The sequence below is a fragment of the Klebsiella sp. KTE92 genome (assembly GCF_000398905.1).
Taxonomy (GTDB): Bacteria; Pseudomonadota; Gammaproteobacteria; order Enterobacterales; family Enterobacteriaceae; genus Klebsiella; species Klebsiella variicola.
Map to the genome: position 1 here is coordinate 329,966 of NZ_KB976100.1, position 17,718 is coordinate 347,683.

Annotated in this window: 19 protein-coding genes; 13 read left to right on the forward strand and 6 right to left on the reverse strand. The window is 57.9% G+C overall.

What is annotated here, in order from left to right; genetic code table 11:
* Positions 1-30: 30 nt before the first annotated feature.
* From A1WC_RS23325 to A1WC_RS23305, 5 genes are all read left to right on the forward strand, one after another.
* The gene (locus A1WC_RS23325; protein WP_008807190.1) at positions 31-1,329 is read left to right on the forward strand and encodes an adenylosuccinate synthase; all 1,299 of its coding nucleotides are present in this window, start codon (positions 31-33) and stop codon (positions 1,327-1,329) included.
* Positions 1,330-1,479: 150 nt separating this feature from the next.
* Positions 1,480-1,905, forward strand: coding sequence for a nitric oxide-sensing transcriptional repressor NsrR (gene nsrR / locus A1WC_RS23320; protein WP_002885667.1), 426 nt, complete (start codon positions 1,480-1,482; stop codon positions 1,903-1,905).
* Positions 1,906-1,941: 36 nt separating this feature from the next.
* Complete coding sequence (gene rnr, locus A1WC_RS23315) at positions 1,942-4,380, forward strand: ribonuclease R (RefSeq protein WP_008807189.1); 2,439 nt, start codon at positions 1,942-1,944, stop codon at positions 4,378-4,380.
* 82 nt (positions 4,381-4,462) lie between these two features.
* Entirely contained in the window at positions 4,463-5,194 is a 732-nt protein-coding gene (gene rlmB / locus A1WC_RS23310; RefSeq protein ID WP_008807188.1) for a 23S rRNA (guanosine(2251)-2'-O)-methyltransferase RlmB, read from the forward strand.
* A gap of 125 nt (positions 5,195-5,319) precedes the next feature.
* A complete protein-coding gene (locus tag A1WC_RS23305; RefSeq protein WP_016160152.1) occupies positions 5,320-6,957 on the forward strand; it encodes an isovaleryl-CoA dehydrogenase in 1,638 nt (545 codons plus the stop codon).
* On the opposite strand, the gene yjfN is transcribed toward A1WC_RS23305, so the two are convergent.
* On the reverse strand, positions 6,948-7,223 hold the full coding sequence (gene yjfN / locus A1WC_RS23300; RefSeq protein ID WP_008807186.1) for a DUF1471 family protease activator YjfN: 276 nt from the start codon (positions 7,221-7,223) through the stop codon (positions 6,948-6,950). The genes A1WC_RS23305 and yjfN overlap by 10 nt on opposite strands.
* A gap of 137 nt (positions 7,224-7,360) precedes the next feature.
* The gene (gene bsmA / locus A1WC_RS23295; RefSeq protein ID WP_008807185.1) at positions 7,361-7,669 is read right to left on the reverse strand and encodes a biofilm peroxide resistance protein BsmA; all 309 of its coding nucleotides are present in this window, start codon (positions 7,667-7,669) and stop codon (positions 7,361-7,363) included.
* 209 nt (positions 7,670-7,878) lie between these two features.
* On the opposite strand from bsmA, the gene yjfP reads away from it, so the two are divergent.
* Positions 7,879-8,595, forward strand: a complete 717-nt coding sequence (gene yjfP / locus A1WC_RS23290; protein WP_016160153.1) for an esterase — start codon at positions 7,879-7,881, stop codon at positions 8,593-8,595.
* On the opposite strand, the gene ulaR is transcribed toward yjfP, so the two are convergent.
* Positions 8,592-9,347: an HTH-type transcriptional regulator UlaR gene (ulaR, locus tag A1WC_RS23285; protein WP_008807183.1), complete on the reverse strand. Its 756-nt coding sequence runs from the start codon at positions 9,345-9,347 to the stop codon at positions 8,592-8,594. The two genes, yjfP and ulaR, sit on opposite strands and share 4 nt — an antisense overlap.
* Positions 9,348-9,454: 107 nt before the next feature.
* The gene (ulaG, locus tag A1WC_RS23280; protein ID WP_008807182.1) at positions 9,455-10,519 is read right to left on the reverse strand and encodes an L-ascorbate 6-phosphate lactonase; all 1,065 of its coding nucleotides are present in this window, start codon (positions 10,517-10,519) and stop codon (positions 9,455-9,457) included.
* Between the two features lie 366 nt (positions 10,520-10,885).
* Here ulaG and ulaA point away from each other — a divergent pair, with 366 nt between their 5' ends.
* From ulaA to A1WC_RS23250, 6 genes are read left to right on the forward strand one after another with little or no spacing between them, the layout of a single operon-like run.
* Positions 10,886-12,286 carry a PTS ascorbate transporter subunit IIC gene (ulaA, locus tag A1WC_RS23275; RefSeq protein ID WP_012543107.1) on the forward strand — a complete coding sequence of 467 codons (1,401 nt, stop codon included), beginning with the start codon at positions 10,886-10,888 and terminating at the stop codon, positions 12,284-12,286.
* A gap of 12 nt (positions 12,287-12,298) precedes the next feature.
* Entirely contained in the window at positions 12,299-12,604 is a 306-nt protein-coding gene (ulaB, locus tag A1WC_RS23270) for a PTS ascorbate transporter subunit IIB (RefSeq protein ID WP_002885682.1), read from the forward strand.
* 9 nt (positions 12,605-12,613) lie between these two features.
* Positions 12,614-13,081, forward strand: a complete 468-nt coding sequence (ulaC, locus tag A1WC_RS23265) for a PTS ascorbate transporter subunit IIA (RefSeq protein WP_008807180.1) — start codon at positions 12,614-12,616, stop codon at positions 13,079-13,081.
* Between the two features lie 13 nt (positions 13,082-13,094).
* Positions 13,095-13,745 (forward strand): 3-keto-L-gulonate-6-phosphate decarboxylase UlaD, encoded by a 651-nt coding sequence (gene ulaD / locus A1WC_RS23260; RefSeq protein ID WP_008807179.1) that lies wholly within the window; start codon positions 13,095-13,097, stop codon positions 13,743-13,745.
* 9 nt (positions 13,746-13,754) lie between these two features.
* Positions 13,755-14,609 carry an L-ribulose-5-phosphate 3-epimerase gene (locus tag A1WC_RS23255; RefSeq protein ID WP_008807178.1) on the forward strand — a complete coding sequence of 285 codons (855 nt, stop codon included), beginning with the start codon at positions 13,755-13,757 and terminating at the stop codon, positions 14,607-14,609.
* Positions 14,609-15,295 (forward strand): L-ribulose-5-phosphate 4-epimerase, encoded by a 687-nt coding sequence (locus tag A1WC_RS23250; protein WP_012969108.1) that lies wholly within the window; start codon positions 14,609-14,611, stop codon positions 15,293-15,295. Before A1WC_RS23255 ends, A1WC_RS23250 begins: the two co-directional genes overlap by 1 nt.
* A gap of 65 nt (positions 15,296-15,360) precedes the next feature.
* Here A1WC_RS23250 and A1WC_RS23245 read toward each other — a convergent pair whose 3' ends face one another.
* Positions 15,361-16,554 carry an MFS transporter gene (locus A1WC_RS23245; protein WP_008807176.1) on the reverse strand — a complete coding sequence of 398 codons (1,194 nt, stop codon included), beginning with the start codon at positions 16,552-16,554 and terminating at the stop codon, positions 15,361-15,363.
* Between the two features lie 149 nt (positions 16,555-16,703).
* The gene (locus tag A1WC_RS23240) at positions 16,704-16,979 is read right to left on the reverse strand and encodes a DUF1471 domain-containing protein (protein ID WP_002885689.1); all 276 of its coding nucleotides are present in this window, start codon (positions 16,977-16,979) and stop codon (positions 16,704-16,706) included.
* 342 nt (positions 16,980-17,321) lie between these two features.
* On the opposite strand from A1WC_RS23240, the gene rpsF reads away from it, so the two are divergent.
* Positions 17,322-17,717, forward strand: coding sequence for a 30S ribosomal protein S6 (rpsF, locus tag A1WC_RS23235; protein ID WP_008807174.1), 396 nt, complete (start codon positions 17,322-17,324; stop codon positions 17,715-17,717).
* The last annotated feature ends 1 nt before the right edge of the window (position 17,718 follow it).

The window sequence follows — 17,718 nt, forward strand, 5'->3', positions numbered from 1 at the left end:
CCATTTTTAAGCAAACGGTGATTTTGAAAAATGGGTAACAACGTCGTCGTACTGGGCACCCAATGGGGTGACGAAGGTAAAGGGAAGATCGTCGATCTCCTGACAGAACGGGCTAAATATGTTGTGCGCTACCAGGGTGGCCATAACGCAGGCCATACTCTCGTAATCAACGGTGAAAAAACCGTCCTCCATCTTATTCCATCAGGTATTCTCCGTGAGAATGTAATCAGCATCATCGGTAACGGTGTTGTGCTGTCTCCGGCTGCGCTGATGAAAGAGATGAAAGGTCTGGAAGACCGTGGTATCCCTGTTCGTGAGCGTCTGCTGCTGTCCGAAGCCTGCCCGCTTATCCTCGACTATCACGTGGCGCTGGACGTCGCACGTGAGAAAGCACGCGGTGCGAAAGCTATCGGTACGACCGGTCGCGGTATCGGCCCGGCTTACGAAGATAAAGTTGCTCGTCGCGGTCTGCGCGTTGGCGACCTGTTTGATAAAGCCACCTTCGCTGACAAACTGAAAGAAGTGATGGAATATCACAACTTCCAGTTGGTGAACTTCTACAAAGCAGAAGCGGTTGACTACCAGAAAGTGCTGGACGATGTCATGGCGATTGCCGACATCCTCACCGGCATGGTCGTTGATGTTTCCGATCTGCTGGATCAGGCGCGTAAGCGCGGCGACTTCGTGATGTTCGAAGGCGCGCAGGGCACGCTGCTGGATATCGACCACGGTACCTATCCGTACGTAACTTCCTCTAACACCACCGCGGGTGGCGTGGCGACCGGTTCTGGCCTGGGTCCGCGTTATGTGGATTACGTACTGGGTATCATCAAAGCTTACTCGACTCGCGTAGGCGCGGGTCCGTTCCCGACCGAGCTGTTTGATGAAACTGGCGAGTTCCTCTGCAAGCAGGGTAACGAATTCGGCGCCACCACCGGTCGTCGTCGTCGTACCGGCTGGCTGGACGCGGTTGCAGTACGCCGCGCGGTGCAGATTAACTCCCTGTCCGGCTTCTGCCTGACTAAACTGGACGTCCTCGACGGCCTGAAAGAAGTGAAAATCTGCGTCGGCTACCGTATGCCGGACGGCCGTGAAGTGACCACCACTCCGCTGGCTGCCGACAACTGGGAAGGTATCGAGCCTATCTACGAAACCATGCCGGGCTGGTCCGAAACCACCTTTGGCGTGAAAGAGCGCAGCGGTCTGCCGCAGGCAGCGCTGAACTACATCGCTCGTATTGAAGAGCTGACCGGCGTGCCGGTGGATATCATCTCTACTGGTCCAGACCGTACCGAGACCATGATTCTGCGCGACCCGTTCGACGCGTAATCACTCTCAAGGGGCGCCGTTCGGGCGCCCTTGTTTTTGCTGTTCGCCCGCCCCATTTCAAATAAATTAGCGGCCTGAGCGCTGGCTGGTTTATCATCAATAATAATGATGTCGCTCGACATACCCTGTTTTCTTTTCCCTGAGGTTTATGTGCAGTTAACGAGTTTCACCGATTACGGATTACGCGCGCTGATTTATATGGCGTCGCTGCCGGAAGGACGCATGACCAGCATTTCGGAAGTGACCGAGGTCTATGGCGTCTCCCGTAATCATATGGTTAAAATAATCAATCAGTTAAGCCGCATGGGCTACGTGACTGCCGTGCGGGGGAAGAATGGGGGCATTCGCCTCGGTAAACCAGCAGGGCAGATCCGCGTGGGCGACGTGGTGCGCGACCTTGAACCCTTATCGCTGGTCAACTGCAGCAGCGAATTTTGCCACATTACACCAGCCTGTCGTCTGAAACAGGCGCTAGCTGAAGCCGCGCAGAGTTTTCTCAAGGAGCTGGATAACTATACGCTGGCTGATTTGGTTGAGAAGAATCAACCGCTTTATAAATTATTACTGGTGGAGTGACGCCACTCTGCCGGAGATGACAACGGAGGAACCGATATGTCACAAGATCCATTCCAGGAACGCGAAGCTGAGAAGTACGCGAATCCCATCCCGAGCCGGGAATTTATCCTCGAACATTTAACCAAACGGGAAAAGCCTGCCAGCCGCGATGAGCTGGCCATCGAGTTGAATATTGAGGGCGAAGAACAAATAGAAGCGCTGCGCCGCCGCCTGCGCGCGATGGAGCGCGACGGTCAGCTGGTCTTCACACGCCGCCAGTGCTATGCGCTGCCGGAGCGTCTTGATCTCCTCAAAGGTACCGTTATTGGCCACCGTGATGGCTATGGATTCCTGCGCGTTGAAGGGCGCAAGGACGATCTGTATCTGTCGTCAGAGCAGATGAAAACCTGTATTCACGGTGACCAGGTGCTGGCCCAGCCGCTGGGTGCGGACCGTAAGGGCCGCCGCGAGGCGCGCATCGTTCGTGTGCTGGTACCGAAAACCAGCCAGATTGTTGGCCGCTACTTCACCGACGCTGGTGTCGGCTTCGTCGTCCCGGACGACAGTCGCCTGAGCTTCGATATCCTGATCCCGCCTGAAGATATTATGGGCGCGCGGATGGGCTACGTGGTGGTGGTCGAACTGACCCAGCGCCCAACCCGCCGCACCAAAGCGGTCGGGAAAATCGTCGAAGTGCTGGGCGACAACATGGGCACCGGCATGGCCGTCGATATGGCGCTGCGTACCCATGAAATTCCTTACGTCTGGCCGCCGGCGGTGGAAAAACAAGTTTCCGGCCTCAAAGAGCAGGTGCCGGAAGAGGCGAAAGCCGGACGCGTCGATCTGCGCTCTCTGCCGCTGGTCACTATTGATGGCGAAGATGCCCGCGACTTCGATGACGCGGTGTACTGCGAGAAGAAACGCGGCGGCGGCTGGCGTCTGTGGGTGGCTATCGCCGACGTGAGCTACTATGTGCGCCCTGGTACGCCGCTGGACGGCGAAGCGCGTAGCCGCGGGACGTCGGTCTACTTCCCGTCGCAGGTGGTACCGATGCTGCCGGAAGTGCTGTCGAACGGCCTGTGCTCGCTGAACCCGCAGGTCGATCGCCTGTGTATGGTGTGCGAGATGACGATTTCGTCAAAAGGCCGCCTGACCGGCTTTAAGTTCTATGAAGCGGTGATGAGTTCACATGCTCGCCTGACCTACACCAAAGTGTGGCATATGCTGCAGGGCGATCAGGAGCTGCGCGAACACTACGCGCCGCTGGTGAAGCATATTGAAGAGCTGCATAACCTCTACAAAGTGCTGGAGAGCGCCCGCGAAGAGCGCGGCGGTATCTCATTTGAAAGTGAAGAAGCTAAATTCATCTTCAATGCCGAACGCCGTATTGAGCGTATCGAACAGACTCAGCGTAACGATGCGCATAAGCTGATTGAAGAGTGTATGATCCTGGCGAACATCTCCGCCGCGCGTTTCGTTGAGAAAGCGCAGGAGCCGGCACTGTTCCGTATCCACGATAAGCCAAGCACCGAAGCGATTACCTCGTTCCGTACCGTGCTGGCTGAGCTGGGACTGGAGCTGCCGGGCGGCAACAAGCCGGAGCCGCGCGATTACGCCGAACTGTTGACCTCCATTGCCGATCGTCCGGATGCCGAAATGCTGCAAACGATGCTCCTGCGCTCCATGAAGCAGGCGGTCTACGATCCGGAAAACCGTGGCCACTTTGGCCTGGCGCTGCAGTCATACGCCCACTTCACCTCGCCGATTCGCCGCTACCCGGATCTGTCGCTCCACCGCGCCATCAAGTATCTGCTGGCAAAAGAGCAGGGACATAAAGGGAATAGCACCGAGACCGGCGGCTGGCACTACAGCATGGAAGAGATGCTCCAGCTGGGCCAGCACTGTTCGATGACCGAGCGCCGCGCCGACGAAGCGACGCGTGAAGTGTCCGACTGGCTGAAGTGCGACTTCATGCAGGATCAGGTGGGCAACACCTTCTCCGGTGTCATCGCCAGCGTGACCGGCTTTGGCTTCTTTGTCCGCCTGAACGATCTGTTTATCGATGGTCTGGTGCATGTCTCCTCCCTGGATAACGACTATTACCGTTTTGACCAGGTTGGCCAGCGGCTGATCGGCGAGTCCGGCGGCCAGACTTATCGTCTGGGCGACCGCGTGGAAGTCCGCGTGGAAGCCGTCAACATGGATGAGCGTAAGATTGATTTCAGCCTGATTTCCAGCGAGCGTGCGCCGCGTAATGTTGGCAAAACCGCCCGTGAGAAAGCGAAAAAGAGTACCTCTGGCAAACCGGGTGGCCGTCGCCGCCAGGTGGGTAAACAGGTGAACTTCGAGCCGGATAGCGCGTTCCGCAAAGAAAAAGACCAGGCTAAAGCGAAGCCCAAAGGCGAGAAGAAAGCGAAAAAACCGTCGGCGAAAACACAGAAAATCGCCGCCGCGACCAAAGCCAAGCGCGCGGCAAAGAAGAAAATCGCCGAGTGATTGACGTCCCTTCACCCCAGCAGTCTGCTGGCGCAGAACGGGGTGAAGGGGACGGATAACAGAACCTAAAACGAGTACATCAATGAGTGAAATGATTTACGGCATCCATGCGGTGCAGGCACTGCTGGAACGCGCACCTGAGCGTTTTCAGGAAGTTTATATTCTGAAAGGCCGTGAGGATAAGCGCCTGCTGCCGCTGATCCATGCCCTGGAAGCGCAGGGCGTGGTGATTCAGGTGGCCAACCGCCAGTTCCTCGATGAGAAGAGCGAAGGCGCGGTGCATCAGGGGATCATTGCCCGCGTGAAGCCAGGACGTCAGTATCAGGAGAACGATCTGCCGGATCTGCTGGCGCAGCACGATCAGCCGTTCCTGCTGATCCTCGACGGCGTAACCGATCCGCACAACCTCGGCGCCTGCCTGCGTAGCGCTGATGCCGCTGGTGTGCATGCGGTGATCGTGCCAAAAGATCGTTCCGCTCAGCTGAATGCGACGGCGAAGAAAGTGGCCTGCGGCGCGGCGGAGAACGTCCCGCTGATCCGCGTGACCAACCTGGCGCGTACCATGCGTCTGCTGCAGGAAGCGAACGTCTGGATCGTCGGGACCGCTGGCGAAGCCGACCATACGCTGTTCCAGAGCAAAATGACCGGCCCGATGGCGCTGGTGATGGGCGCTGAAGGTGAAGGTATGCGTCGTCTGACCCGCGAGCACTGCGATGAGCTGATCAGCATCCCGATGGCGGGTAGCGTCTCCTCGCTGAACGTCTCGGTGGCCACCGGCATCTGCCTGTTTGAAGCGGTGCGCCAGCGCAGCTAAGCTGAACCGTCGACGAATCCAAAAAAGCCATCCTCCGGGATGGCTTTTTTGTGACCGCTTTCGCGGGCGAGAATCCCCCTGGAAAACCATACTTATGGCTATCGCCATTGATGGAGGGAGACACGATGCACTGGCAAACGCACACCGTTTTTAATCAACCGACTCCGCTGAATAACAGCAATCTTTTCCTGTCCGATACCGCCTTGCGTGAAGCGGTGGTCCGCGAAGGCGCCGGCTGGGATGGCGATCTGCTCGCCAGCATTGGCCAGCAGCTGGGGACCGCCGAATCGCTGGAGCTGGGACGCCTGGCCAACAGTAACCCTCCGGAGCTGCTGCGCTATGACGCCACTGGCGCCCGGCTGGACGACGTACGCTTCCATCCCGCCTGGCACCTGCTGATGCAGGGGCTGTGCGCGAACCGGGTGCATAACCTCGCCTGGCAGGAGGATGCCCGCGAAAGCGCGTTTGTGGCGCGTGCCGCCCGCTTTCTGCTTCATGCCCAGGTGGAGGCCGGGACGTTGTGCCCGATTACCATGACCTTCGCCGCGACGCCCCTGCTGCAGCACGCCCTGCCCGCGCCCTTTCGCGACTGGCTGTCGCCGCTGCTGAGCGACCGTTACGATCCCCACCTCGCGCCTGGCGGCCAGAAGCGCGGCCTGCTGATCGGCATGGGGATGACCGAGAAGCAAGGGGGCTCCGATGTGCTGAGCAATACCACCCGCGCGGAGAAAACGGCGGAAGGGTTTTACCGGCTGGTGGGACACAAGTGGTTCTTCTCAGTGCCGCAGAGCGATGCCCACCTGGTGCTGGCCCAGGCCCCCGCGGGACTGTCGTGCTTCTTTGTGCCGCGTCTGCTGCCCGACGGGCAGCGCAACGGCGTGCGTCTTGAACGCTTAAAAGAGAAGCTCGGCAACCGCTCCAACGCCAGCAGTGAAGTGGAGTTTTATGATGCCTGCGGCTGGCTGGTGGGCGAAGAGGGCGACGGCGTGCGGCAGATCCTCAGGATGGGCGGCCTGACCCGCTTTGACTGCGCGCTGGGCAGCCATGCCCTGATGCGTCGCGCCTTCTCGGTGGCACTGTATCACGCGCTACAGCGTCAGGCGTTTGGCAAAAACCTGGTCGATCAGCCGATGATGCGCCAGCTGCTGGGGCAAATGGCGCTGCGTCTGGAGGGGCAAACCGCGTTTCTGTTTCGCCTGGCTCGCGCCTGGGACCGTCGGGAGGATGCCCGGGAAAGCGCATGGGCGCGCCTGTTTACGCCGGCGGCCAAGTTTGCCATCTGTAAGGCCGGCATCCCGTTTGTCGCCGAGGCGATGGAAGTACTCGGCGGCATCGGCTATTGCGAGGAGAGCGAACTCCCGCGCCTCTACCGTGAGATGCCGGTCAACAGCATCTGGGAAGGTTCCGGCAACATTATGTGTCTCGATGTCATGCGGGTGCTCAGCAAGCAGCCGGCGGCGATGGAGCTGCTGGCGGCAGAGTGCGCGGAGGTGAAAGGACAGAATCGCCATCTCGACCGCGCGTGGCGTCAACTGCAGCAGCTGCTGAGACGGCCCGCCGAAGAGCAGGGGAGAGAGATTGCCCGGCTGGTCTATCGTCTTGGCGCGGGGGCGCAGATGCTGCGCCACGCTTCGCCGCCGCTGGCTGAAGCCTGGTGTCGGATGATGCTCGACACCCGCGGCGGCATGCGTCTTGATGCGCCGACCCTCGACGACCTGCTGCTGCGGGCCATGGGGCGCGGGCGCCAGGCGCCTCAGGCGTAGAGAATGGCCTGAACGCGCCAGCTGTCCGGCTGTTGTTCTTCGTACATCTGAATAATGCGATACCAGGAGGCGCCTTGCTCGTCCGCTTTGCGGGCAATGGCGTGCTCCACATCCTGTTGGCTGCCGGAAAGATTAGTGACGGAGATCAGACCGATTTCATTCAGGCCAGTGACGCAATCCGCGCTGGCGAATTCGGCTGACTGCGCGGACGTATTGGCCGTCGCAGCGGTAAACAGCAGGCTGGGTAGGGTAAAAGATCGTTTCATCGTCAGCTCCATTTCACGTAGTCCCAAGGGCAGTCCGTTGCTAACGTCCTGCCAGGTGGCTGGCCGAACGTTATTATGCACAGGAGAACGTGAATGGACGCAAAGCTGTGTAAAGCAGATTTAAAGACGCCGCCTCGTCATCGACGATAGAGGATCGCCTGCGAATACCACTGGCCGGGTACCATGGTGTCATCGATCATGATGATGACGTAGTAATCGGCTTTGGCCGCTTCTGCTTTGGCCTTCAGCGCCGCTTCGACATCCATCGGCGAACCGTACATCAGCACACTCACCGTGGCCATTTTCTGCAGGCCAGCCGTCTGGTTACGCTGGATCTCCTGCGGATGGTCGGTGGCGGGCGGCGGGGCTTCCGGCGTTCCCTGCAGGGCACTACACCCGCTGAGGACGATAGCCAGTAACCACGGTGAAAACCTGCGCATAACCATATCTCGTTTCCTGATAGTGATAGTGTAGTGGTAGCCTTAACAGGATTGCCGGGGAATGTTCCCGAACTGTTATCTCTGACGCGATTTTCGAATGAAAATGTTGTGAAAGCGTAACCGGGTTCTCAACATTATGAATCGTAGCAAACTGGGTTGCCCGGTGAATGAATTTTCCCATGACGCCTTACCACGATAGAGAAGGGAGACGATAAATGATTGCACTAGAAATGCGCAACCTCGGCGGCGGTGAAATTTTGCATGCCTGCCCGCAGGAGAGTCTGGATAAACCCTTGCCCTGTATCGTCTTTTATCATGGCTTTACCTCCTCGAAGCTGGTCTACAGCTACTTTGCGGTGGCGTTGGCCGAGGCGGGCTTCCGGGTGATCATGCCGGATGCGCCGGAGCATGGGGCGCGTTATCAGGGCGACGAGGCCGGGCGGATGCAGCGCTTCTGGCCGATCCTGCAGCAGAATTTCAGGGAGTTTCCCGCGCTGCGCGAGGCGATTATCGCCGAGGGATGGCTGGAGGGAGAGCGGCTGGCGGTGGCTGGCGCCTCGATGGGAGGGATGACGGCGCTGGGCATCATGACGCACCATCCCGAACTGAACAGCGTCGCTTGTCTGATGGGGTCGGGCTATTTTCGTTCGCTGTCGCAAACCCTGTTTCCCTCGCCTGGCTTTGATGCTGACAGTCTCCGCGAATGGGATGTCAGCCATCAGCTGGCGTCCCTTGCCCGGCGGCCGCTGTTGCTCTGGCATGGGGATGCTGACGATGTGGTGCCGCCGGAAGAGACCTTCCGTCTTGAGCAGGCGCTGCGGCAAGGCGATCTTACCGCCAGGCTGACCTGCGTCTGGCAAAAGGGCGTCCGCCATCGCATTACGCCAGAGGCGCTGGCCGCGACGGTCGCCTTTTTCCGCCAGCATCTTTAAACGCGGATCACGCTGACGCCCTGATCCTCAAGCTGTTTGAGGATTGCGGCATCAGCCTGTTTCCCGGTGATCACCACGTCAATTTGCCCGGCCTGGCTGAATAACATCCCGGCGCGCTCGCCGACCTTGCTGCTGTCGACCAGCACCGCCAGTTTGCCGACCACGTTGAGCATTTTCTGCTCGGCCATGGCGGTCAACATATCGGTTTTGTAGAGCCCTTCGGCGGTGAGTCCTTTGCCGCTGGTGAACATCCAGTGCCCGGCATACAGGCTGTTTTCGCTACCGTGGGGGCTGAGCGTGATGGCGTGGCTGCGGTTGTACTGTCCACCCATGATAATCACGCTGTCGTGCTCCTGGTCGATCAGGTAATTAGCCAGCGGCAGATAGTTGGTGATGATCTGCACCGGTTTACCGCACAATTCCCGCCCCAGCAGAAAGGCGGTGGAGCCGCAGTTAATGACGATACTTTCCCCCGGCGCGATCAGCTGCGAAGCGGCGCGTGCGATACGCACTTTTTCATCCAGGTTTTGCGCCTGATGGATATTCATCGGCGTCCAGCGGGGGCGCTGCTCACTAATGGCTTCCGCGCCATTGCGAACCTTTTTCAGTTTGCCGCTTTCATCCAGCTTGTTGATATCACGTCGGGCGGTTGCGGGTGAGATCCCGAGCCGCGACATCACCTGCTCTACGGTAACAAACCCCGTTTGGGCGAGCAGATCCAGCAGAATTTGGTGCCTTTGCGCTTCCGTCATGAGCGAATCCGATTAAAAGTGAACGGCAAAGATGATATTTGAAATCATGTGAAAATACTAACCCTGAGACGGGGTATTTCCGGCAGGCAGTGCCTGCCGGAGGCGGCTTACAGGAAGGATTTGAACGGCAGGTCCGGCTCAATGGTGAAGCAGTCATCGAAGCCGCGCGGGTAGTGATATTCGAAATTGTCTTTATCCAGCGGCCAGGTAAATTTGCCGCCGACCTGCCAGATAAACGGCTTGAAGCCGTACTTCAGACGATCCTTTTTCATCTCCCACAGGACGCGGATCTCCTGCGGATCGGCCTGAAAGTTTGACCAGATATCATGGTGGAACGGGATCACCACTTTGGCGTTGAGCGACTCCGCCATACGCAGGATATCGGCGCTGGTCATTTTGTCGGTGATGCCGCGCGGGTTCTCGCCATACGAGCCGAGGGCGACGTCAATTTGATGCTCGTTGCCGTGCTTCGCGTAGTAGTTGGAGTAGTGGGAATCGCCGCTGTGGTAGAGATTGCCGCCCGGCGTTTTAAACAGATAGTTGACTGCGCGCTGGTCCATGCCGTCCGGCAGCACGCCGGCGGCTTTTTGATCCGCCGGGAGGGTGATCAGCGCTGTGCGATCGAACGCGTCGAGCGCGTGGATCTCAATGTCTTTGATCTTCACCACATCACCGGGCTTCATGACGATACAGCGCGCTTTCGGTACGCCCCAGCCGATCCACAGGTCGACACAGGTTTTCGGCCCAATAAAGGGCACATCGGCCGGGCAGTTCTGCATCACGGCGGCGGCGACGTTGACGTCAATATGATCGTTATGATCATGGGTCGCCAGTACGGCGTCAATCTGGCGAATGGCGAACGGATCGAGCACGAACGGCGTGGTGCGCAGGTTCGGCTGCAGTTTCTTCACCCCCGCCATCCGCTGCATTTGATGGCCGGTTTTCATCAGCGGATTGCCGTGGCTCTGTTTACCGGTGCCGCACCAGAAATCGACGCAGACGTTAGCCCCTCCCTCGGATTTTAACCAGATGCCGGTACAGCCCAGCCACCACATGGCGAAGGTGCCTGGCGCAACCTGCTCTTGTTCAATCTCTTCATTCAGCCAGCTACCCCATTCCGGAAAGGTGTTCAGGATCCATGATTCTCGGGTGATGGTTTGGACTTTACTCATCGCGGTCTTCCTCATGCATTTTCAAAAGTAATTAGTATTTGATTGGTTTTGATTTATGTTGTCACTGTGTTTTCAAGATTGCAATCTTGTTTTCCTGCATTTTTGCGAGGCATCGCGCATAATTTCCGGGCTCTATCCGCTCAAATTGACGTTAGGTGTTGTTTTATCTATATGATTTAAAGATGTTTATTTGTGTGTCTACGTACATAATTGGTAATGACCAGAGTGAAAGTGAGGATTATTGCGGTGTGCGTCACATTTAATCAAATTCAATCTTGTTGTGATTATTTTTGATTATTAGAGTGAGGGCGACGACAACTGCTGAGCGACATGCGCGTTCAAAGCCTTCCTCTTCTGGAGTGTGTTATGGAGATCCTCTACAACATCTTTACCGTCTTCTTTAATCAGGTCATGACCAATGCCCCGCTGCTGCTGGGTATCGTGACCTGTCTTGGCTATATTCTATTGCGTAAAAGCGTCAGCGTGATTATCAAAGGTACGATCAAAACCATCATTGGTTTCATGCTGTTACAAGCTGGTTCCGGCATCCTCACCAGCACCTTTAAGCCGGTGGTGGCGAAAATGTCAGAGGTCTATGGCATCAATGGCGCGATCTCCGATACTTACGCCTCGATGATGGCGACCATCGACCGGATGGGCGAGGCCTACAGCTGGGTAGGGTATGCGGTGCTCCTGGCACTGGCGCTGAACATCTGTTACGTCCTGCTGCGCCGCATTACCGGTATCCGCACCATCATGCTGACTGGCCATATCATGTTTCAGCAGGCGGGGCTGATTGCGGTCTCGTTCTTCATCTTTGGTTACGGGATGTGGACGACCATTATCTGCACCGCGGTACTGGTCTCTCTGTACTGGGGGATCACCTCCAACATGATGTTCAAGCCGACTCAGCTGGTCACCGACGGCTGCGGCTTCTCCATCGGTCACCAGCAGCAGTTTGCCTCGTGGATTGCCTACAAAGTGGCGCCGTATCTGGGGAAAAAAGAGGAGAGCGTCGAAGATCTCAAGCTGCCTGGCTGGCTGAATATCTTCCACGACAACATCGTCTCTACCGCGATTGTGATGACCATTTTCTTTGGCGCGATCCTGCTTTCCTTCGGTATTGACGTGGTGCAGGCGATGGCGGGCAAAACCCACTGGACGGTCTATATCCTGCAGACCGGTTTCTCCTTCGCGGTGGCTATTTTCATCATTACCCAGGGCGTGCGGATGTTCGTCGCCGAACTGTCCGAAGCCTTCAACGGCATCTCGCAACGCCTGATCCCCGGCGCGGTGCTGGCGATTGACTGCGCCGCGATCTACAGCTTTGCGCCGAATGCGGTGGTGTGGGGCTTTATGTGGGGCACCATCGGCCAGCTGATTGCCGTGGGCATTCTGGTCGGCATCGGCTCTTCAATTCTGATTATTCCAGGCTTTATCCCGATGTTCTTCTCCAACGCGACGATTGGCGTTTTTGCCAACCATTTCGGCGGCTGGCGTGCGGCGCTCAAGATCTGCCTTGTGATGGGCATGGTTGAAATTTTCGGCTGCGTATGGGCGGTGAAGCTCACCGGTATGAGCGCCTGGATGGGGATGGCGGACTGGTCGATTCTGGCGCCGCCGATGATGCAGGGCTTCGCCTCCATCGGGCTGGCGTTTATGGCCGTCATCATCCTGATTGCACTGGCTTATATGTTCTTCGCCGGCCGCGCGCTGCGTGCCGAGGAAGACGCGGAAAAACAACTGGCAGAGGCCTCTGCCCAATAAGGAGTTCTGATTATGACCGTACGTATTCTGGCTGTGTGTGGCAACGGGCAAGGCAGTTCCATGATCATGAAAATGAAGGTGGATCAGTTCCTGACGCAATCCAACATCGACCACACGGTAAACAGCTGCGCGGTAGGTGAATACAAAAGCGAACTGAACGGCGCGGATATCATCATCGCTTCAACCCATATCGCGGGTGAGATTACCGTCTCCGGCAATAAACACGTGGTGGGCGTACGCAATATGCTGTCGCCGGCGGATTTCGGCCCAAAACTGCTGGAGGTGATCAAAGCTCACTTCCCGCAGGACGTGAAATAAGGAGCGGCCATGAAACTCCATGACTCACTGGCGCAGAACCACTCCATTCGCCTGCAGGCGGAAGCGGAAACCTGGCAGGAGGCGGTGAAAATCGGCGTCGATCTGCTGGTGGCCGCCGACGTCGTGGAACCGCGTTACTACCAGGCGATCCTCGACGGCGTCGCGCAACATGGCCCCTATTTTGTTATCGCGCCGGGGCTGGCGATGCCGCACGGGCGGCCGGAAGAGGGCGTTAAGAAAACCGGCTTTGCGCTGGTGACGCTAAAAAAACCGTTGATTTTCAATCACGAAGATAACGACCCGGTCGACATCCTGATCACCATGGCGGCGGTTGACGCCACCACCCACCAGGAAGTGGGCATCATGCAGATCGTTAACCTGTTTGACGATGAAGCCAATTTCGACCGTTTACGCGCCTGCCGTAGCGAGCAGGAAGTGCTGGATTTAATCAAAAACGCCACCGCGGCGGCTGTTTAAAAGGAACACCATCATGTCATTACCTATGTTACAGGTCGCTCTGGACAACCAAACGCTGGCCAGTGCCTATGAAACGACCCGCCTGATCGCCGAAGAGGTGGATATCATTGAAGTCGGTACTATTCTTTGCGTCGGCGAAGGGGTGCGTGCGGTGCGCGATCTGAAGGCGCTGTACCCGCATAAAATCGTGCTGGCGGACGCCAAAATTGCCGACGCCGGCAAGATCCTGTCGCGGATGTGCTTTGAAGCCAACGCCGACTGGGTCACGGTGATCTGCTGTGCCGATATCAATACCGCCAAAGGGGCGCTGGACGTCGCCAAAGAATTTAACGGCGATGTGCAAATTGAGCTGACCGGCTTCTGGACCTGGGAACAGGCGCAGGCATGGCGCGAGGCGGGTATTCAGCAGGTGGTCTATCACCGCAGCCGCGACGCACAGGCGGCAGGCGTGGCGTGGAGCGAGGCGGATATCAGCGCGATTAAACGTTTGTCCGATATGGGCTTCAAAGTGACTGTCACCGGCGGTCTGGCGCTGGAAGACCTGCCGCTGTTCGCGGGTATCCCTATTCACGTCTTTATTGCCGGGCGCAGCATCCGCGATGCCGCCTCGCCGGTGGAAGCGGCGCGCCAGTTTAAACGCTCTATCGCCCAGCTGTGGGGTTAAGGAGCGGTTATGTTGGCGAAATCCATTCCGCTCGGCATCTATGAAAAAGCGCTCCCCGCCGGGGAGTGCTGGCTGGAGCGGCTGCAGCTGGCGAAGGCGCTGGGCTTTGATTTTGTGGAAATGTCTCTCGATGAAACGGACGTGCGCCTTGCGCGACTGGACTGGAGCCCCGAGCAGCGTCTGGCGCTGGTCAAGGCGGTGGCTGACACCGGCGTCCGGGTACCATCGATGTGCCTTAGCGCCCATCGCCGTTTTCCGCTGGGTAGTGAAGACGACGCGGTGCGTCATCAGGGGCTGGAAATTATGCGTAAAGCCATCCAGCTGGCGCAGGATGTGGGGATCCGGGTGATCCAGCTGGCAGGCTACGACGTCTATTACCAGCAGGCGAACGATGAGACGCGCCGCCGCTTTCGCGACGGCCTGAAACAGAGCGTCGAAATGGCCAGCCGTGCCCAGGTCACGCTGGCGATGGAGATCATGGATTACCCGCTGATGAACTCGATCAGTAAGGCCTTAGGCTACGCCCATTACCTGAATAATCCGTGGTTCCAGCTTTACCCTGATATCGGCAATCTGTCAGCGTGGGATAACGACGTCCAGATGGAACTGAAGGCGGGGAGCGGGCATATCGTGGCGGTACACGTCAAAGACACGAAACCTGGCGTCTTTAAAAACGTGCCGTTTGGCGAAGGGGTGGTCGATTTTGAACGCTGCTTCGAAACGCTCAAGCAGACCGGCTACTGCGGACCGTATCTGATTGAGATGTGGAGCGAAACCAGCGCTGATCCGCTGGCGGAGGTGGCGAAGGCACGTGACTGGGTGAAGGCGCGGATGGCCCGCGCGGGCCTGATGGAGGCGGCGTAATGCAACAACTGAAACAGCAGGTGTTCGAGGCCAATATGGATCTGCCGCGCTACGGTCTGGTGACCTTCACCTGGGGCAATGTCAGCGCCATTGACCGGCAGCGCGGGCTGGTGGCGATCAAGCCCAGCGGCGTCGCCTATGAGACCATGAAGGCGGACGATATGGTTGTCGTGGATCTTGAGGGCAACGTGGTGGAAGGGCTGTATCGCCCCTCCTCTGATACCGCCACCCATCTGGCGCTCTATCGTCGTTATCCCGACCTTGGCGGAGTGGTGCATACCCACTCGACGCATGCCACCGCCTGGGCGCAGGCGGGGCTGGCGATCCCGGCGCTTGGCACCACCCATGCGGACTACTTCTTCGGTGATATCCCCTGTACCCGGGCGCTTAGCGCACAGGAGGTGGACGAGGCTTACGAGCTGAACACCGGGCAGGTGATTATCGAAACGCTGGGCGCGTCGAATCCGCTGCATACGCCTGGGATCGTCGTCTATCAGCACGGGCCGTTTGCCTGGGGCAAAGACGCCCACGAGGCGGTACACAACGCGGTGGTGATGGAAGAAGTGGCGCGCATGGCGTGGATTGCCCGCGGGATTAATCCGCAGTTGCAGCCCATCGATAGCTGGCTGATGAATAAGCATTTTCAGCGTAAGCATGGGCCAAACGCCTACTATGGGCAAAAGTAGATAGCGCGCTCCGGGGCTTTCATCCCTCACGGTGAAGCAACTGGTCTGGCCCCGGAGCCGTTTTTTTAGCCCTGACGATAGGCCGACGGCATCACGCGCATGCCGATGAGCGTGACCATACAAATTATCGCGCCGGCGTAAAACGTCGAGGCGGCGCCGAAGGTTTCCCACAGTACCCCTGCGCCGGTACTGGCCAGCAGCAGCGCCAGGCCGCTCATCAGGTTGAACATACCGAATGCCGTACCGCGTAGTTCCGGCGGCGCGGTATGCGCAACCATCGCTGCCAGCAGGCCCTGGGTCATTCCCATATGAATCCCCCACAGCGCGACGCCGAGCAGCAGCGTACTCCAGTGGCCGCTGAGCGCCAGCACGATATCGGCGAGGATCAGCACCAGCAGTCCCCACTGCAGCAGTTTGCTGTGGCTCATGCTGTCTGAGAGTTTACCGAACGGGTAAGCCGTGAGGCTGTAGACCAGGTTCATCGCCACCATCACCAGCGGGATGGTAAACAGCGGGATCTCCATCTGCTGGGCGCGCAGCACCAGAAAGGCTTCGCTGAAGCGGGCGAGGGTGAAGATGCTGCCGATGGCGACTACCCACCAGTAGGCGGCGGAGAGCTTTTTCAGGTTTTCGCGCTTCAGCGGATTGCTGCGTTTGTGTGCGATGGCGGATTTTGGCTCCTGCAGGCCAAACCCGAGCAGGAGAATGGAGAGCACGGCGGGAATGACCGCCACCCAGAAAATAGCGTGAAAATCGTTGGCCCAGATAAACATCAGCAGCACCGCCAGCAGCGGGCCGAGAAAGGCGCCAACGGTATCCAGCGCCTGGCGGAGCCCGTAGGCGGCGCCGCGGATCTCCGGCGGGGTGACGTCGGCAACCAGCGCATCGCGCGGCGCGCCGCGAATACCTTTCCCTACGCGGTCAATCATGCGGGCGCTAAACACCACTCCGGCGGTGGGGGCGATGGCAAACAGCGGCTTACTGAGCGCGCCCAGGCCGTATCCCAGCAGCGCCAGTCCTTTGCGCTTGCCGACATAGTCGCTGATCACGCCGGAGAAGACTTTCAGGATCAGGGCGGTGGCTTCCGCCAGTCCCTCGATAAGACCGATAATTATCACGCTGGCGCCGAGGGTGGTGGCCATAAACAACGGTAAGAGGCTGTGGATCATCTCGGAGGAGACATCCATCAGCAGGCTGACGCCGCCGAGTACCCAAACGCCTTTGGGGATACGGCCTAAGGTGGCGAAACGCGGAACCATCAATCACTCCTGATTATCAAATGGCGAGTGGCTGATTAAATCAGGTTGCGATGGCGCTGATAAGTCGGTTTGTAAAATAATTCTCAATTGCGTTTAGGTGAAAACCTCGCTTCGCCCCTCGCGAAGAGAGGCGAAGAGTCGGCCTGGCGCTAACGGTATATCACCGCGCTGGCGCGAAGCGGGCCGTTGGTTTCGGGTTCGTGCATCAGGATAGGCTGAAAGTATTTCGCCCCCTGCGCATCGCTCATCTGGCTAAGGGCCTGCTCGGCCTCGTGCTCAGTGGCCATGTTATGATTGATATAGATAACGCCGAGGCTCTGCACATCGTCCATGTTGCGGGCCTGACGTTCGGTGATTTGGATAGCTGCCAGCGCGTTGGCGCTGAAGAAAAGCGCAGCCATCATGGCGATGATTTTCAGTTTCATATACTACGCTCCTGACTGACAGTCCTGACGCTGACTCGGGGGCTCTCCTGTGGTCGTTTGGCTCTGATATAAGTGTAATCGCTGCGCGTTCGTCGCATGGCGACCTTTTCTGATGCAGTTGTTCAAAAAAATGCCGCTTCCTTTATTGGTTAATTTTAAATCACCCACTTAGCGCCACTTGGCGCTTAGTGCGAATTATTTGTGCAAATCCGCTTGTGTTCCTGGGGGGGGCGCCATTAGAATGACGCGTCAATTTTTCAGCCGCCCTTTAACACGTTCCTTGCCTCCATGGGCCGCGGCTGACCCAGACAGGAGGCTGAATAATCCGTAAGGAGCAATTCGATGCGTCATTACGAAATCGTTTTTATGGTCCATCCTGACCAGAGCGAACAGGTTCCGGGCATGATCGAACGTTACACTGGTGCAATCACTGCAGCAGCAGGTACGATCCACCGTCTGGAAGACTGGGGCCGCCGTCAGCTGGCTTATCCGATCAACAAACTGCACAAAGCTCACTACGTTCTGCTGAACGTTGAAGCGCCGCAGGAAGCGATCGATGAGCTGGAAACTAACTTCCGCTTCAACGACGCCGTTATCCGCAGCATGGTAATGCGTACTAAGCACGCTGTTACCGAAGCATCTCCGATGGTTAAAGCGAAAGACGAGCGCCGTGAGCGTCGCGAAGATTTCGCCAACGAAACCGCAGATGATTCTGAAGCTGGGGATTCTGAAGAGTAAT

Coding starts and splice junctions, on each gene's coding strand:
- A1WC_RS23325 (WP_008807190.1), top strand. CDS start 31: ATGGGTAACAACGTCGTCGTACTGGGCACCCAATGGGGTGACGAAGGT.
- rnr (WP_008807189.1), top strand. CDS start 1,942: ATGTCACAAGATCCATTCCAGGAACGCGAAGCTGAGAAGTACGCGAAT.
- rlmB (WP_008807188.1), top strand. CDS start 4,463: ATGAGTGAAATGATTTACGGCATCCATGCGGTGCAGGCACTGCTGGAA.
- A1WC_RS23305 (WP_016160152.1), top strand. CDS start 5,320: ATGCACTGGCAAACGCACACCGTTTTTAATCAACCGACTCCGCTGAAT.
- yjfN (WP_008807186.1), bottom strand. CDS start 7,223: ATGAAACGATCTTTTACCCTACCCAGCCTGCTGTTTACCGCTGCGACG.
- bsmA (WP_008807185.1), bottom strand. CDS start 7,669: ATGGTTATGCGCAGGTTTTCACCGTGGTTACTGGCTATCGTCCTCAGC.
- yjfP (WP_016160153.1), top strand. CDS start 7,879: ATGATTGCACTAGAAATGCGCAACCTCGGCGGCGGTGAAATTTTGCAT.
- ulaR (WP_008807183.1), bottom strand. CDS start 9,347: ATGACGGAAGCGCAAAGGCACCAAATTCTGCTGGATCTGCTCGCCCAA.
- ulaG (WP_008807182.1), bottom strand. CDS start 10,519: ATGAGTAAAGTCCAAACCATCACCCGAGAATCATGGATCCTGAACACC.
- ulaA (WP_012543107.1), top strand. CDS start 10,886: ATGGAGATCCTCTACAACATCTTTACCGTCTTCTTTAATCAGGTCATG.
- ulaB (WP_002885682.1), top strand. CDS start 12,299: ATGACCGTACGTATTCTGGCTGTGTGTGGCAACGGGCAAGGCAGTTCC.
- ulaC (WP_008807180.1), top strand. CDS start 12,614: ATGAAACTCCATGACTCACTGGCGCAGAACCACTCCATTCGCCTGCAG.
- ulaD (WP_008807179.1), top strand. CDS start 13,095: ATGTCATTACCTATGTTACAGGTCGCTCTGGACAACCAAACGCTGGCC.
- A1WC_RS23255 (WP_008807178.1), top strand. CDS start 13,755: ATGTTGGCGAAATCCATTCCGCTCGGCATCTATGAAAAAGCGCTCCCC.
- A1WC_RS23250 (WP_012969108.1), top strand. CDS start 14,609: ATGCAACAACTGAAACAGCAGGTGTTCGAGGCCAATATGGATCTGCCG.
- A1WC_RS23245 (WP_008807176.1), bottom strand. CDS start 16,554: ATGGTTCCGCGTTTCGCCACCTTAGGCCGTATCCCCAAAGGCGTTTGG.
- A1WC_RS23240 (WP_002885689.1), bottom strand. CDS start 16,979: ATGAAACTGAAAATCATCGCCATGATGGCTGCGCTTTTCTTCAGCGCC.
- rpsF (WP_008807174.1), top strand. CDS start 17,322: ATGCGTCATTACGAAATCGTTTTTATGGTCCATCCTGACCAGAGCGAA.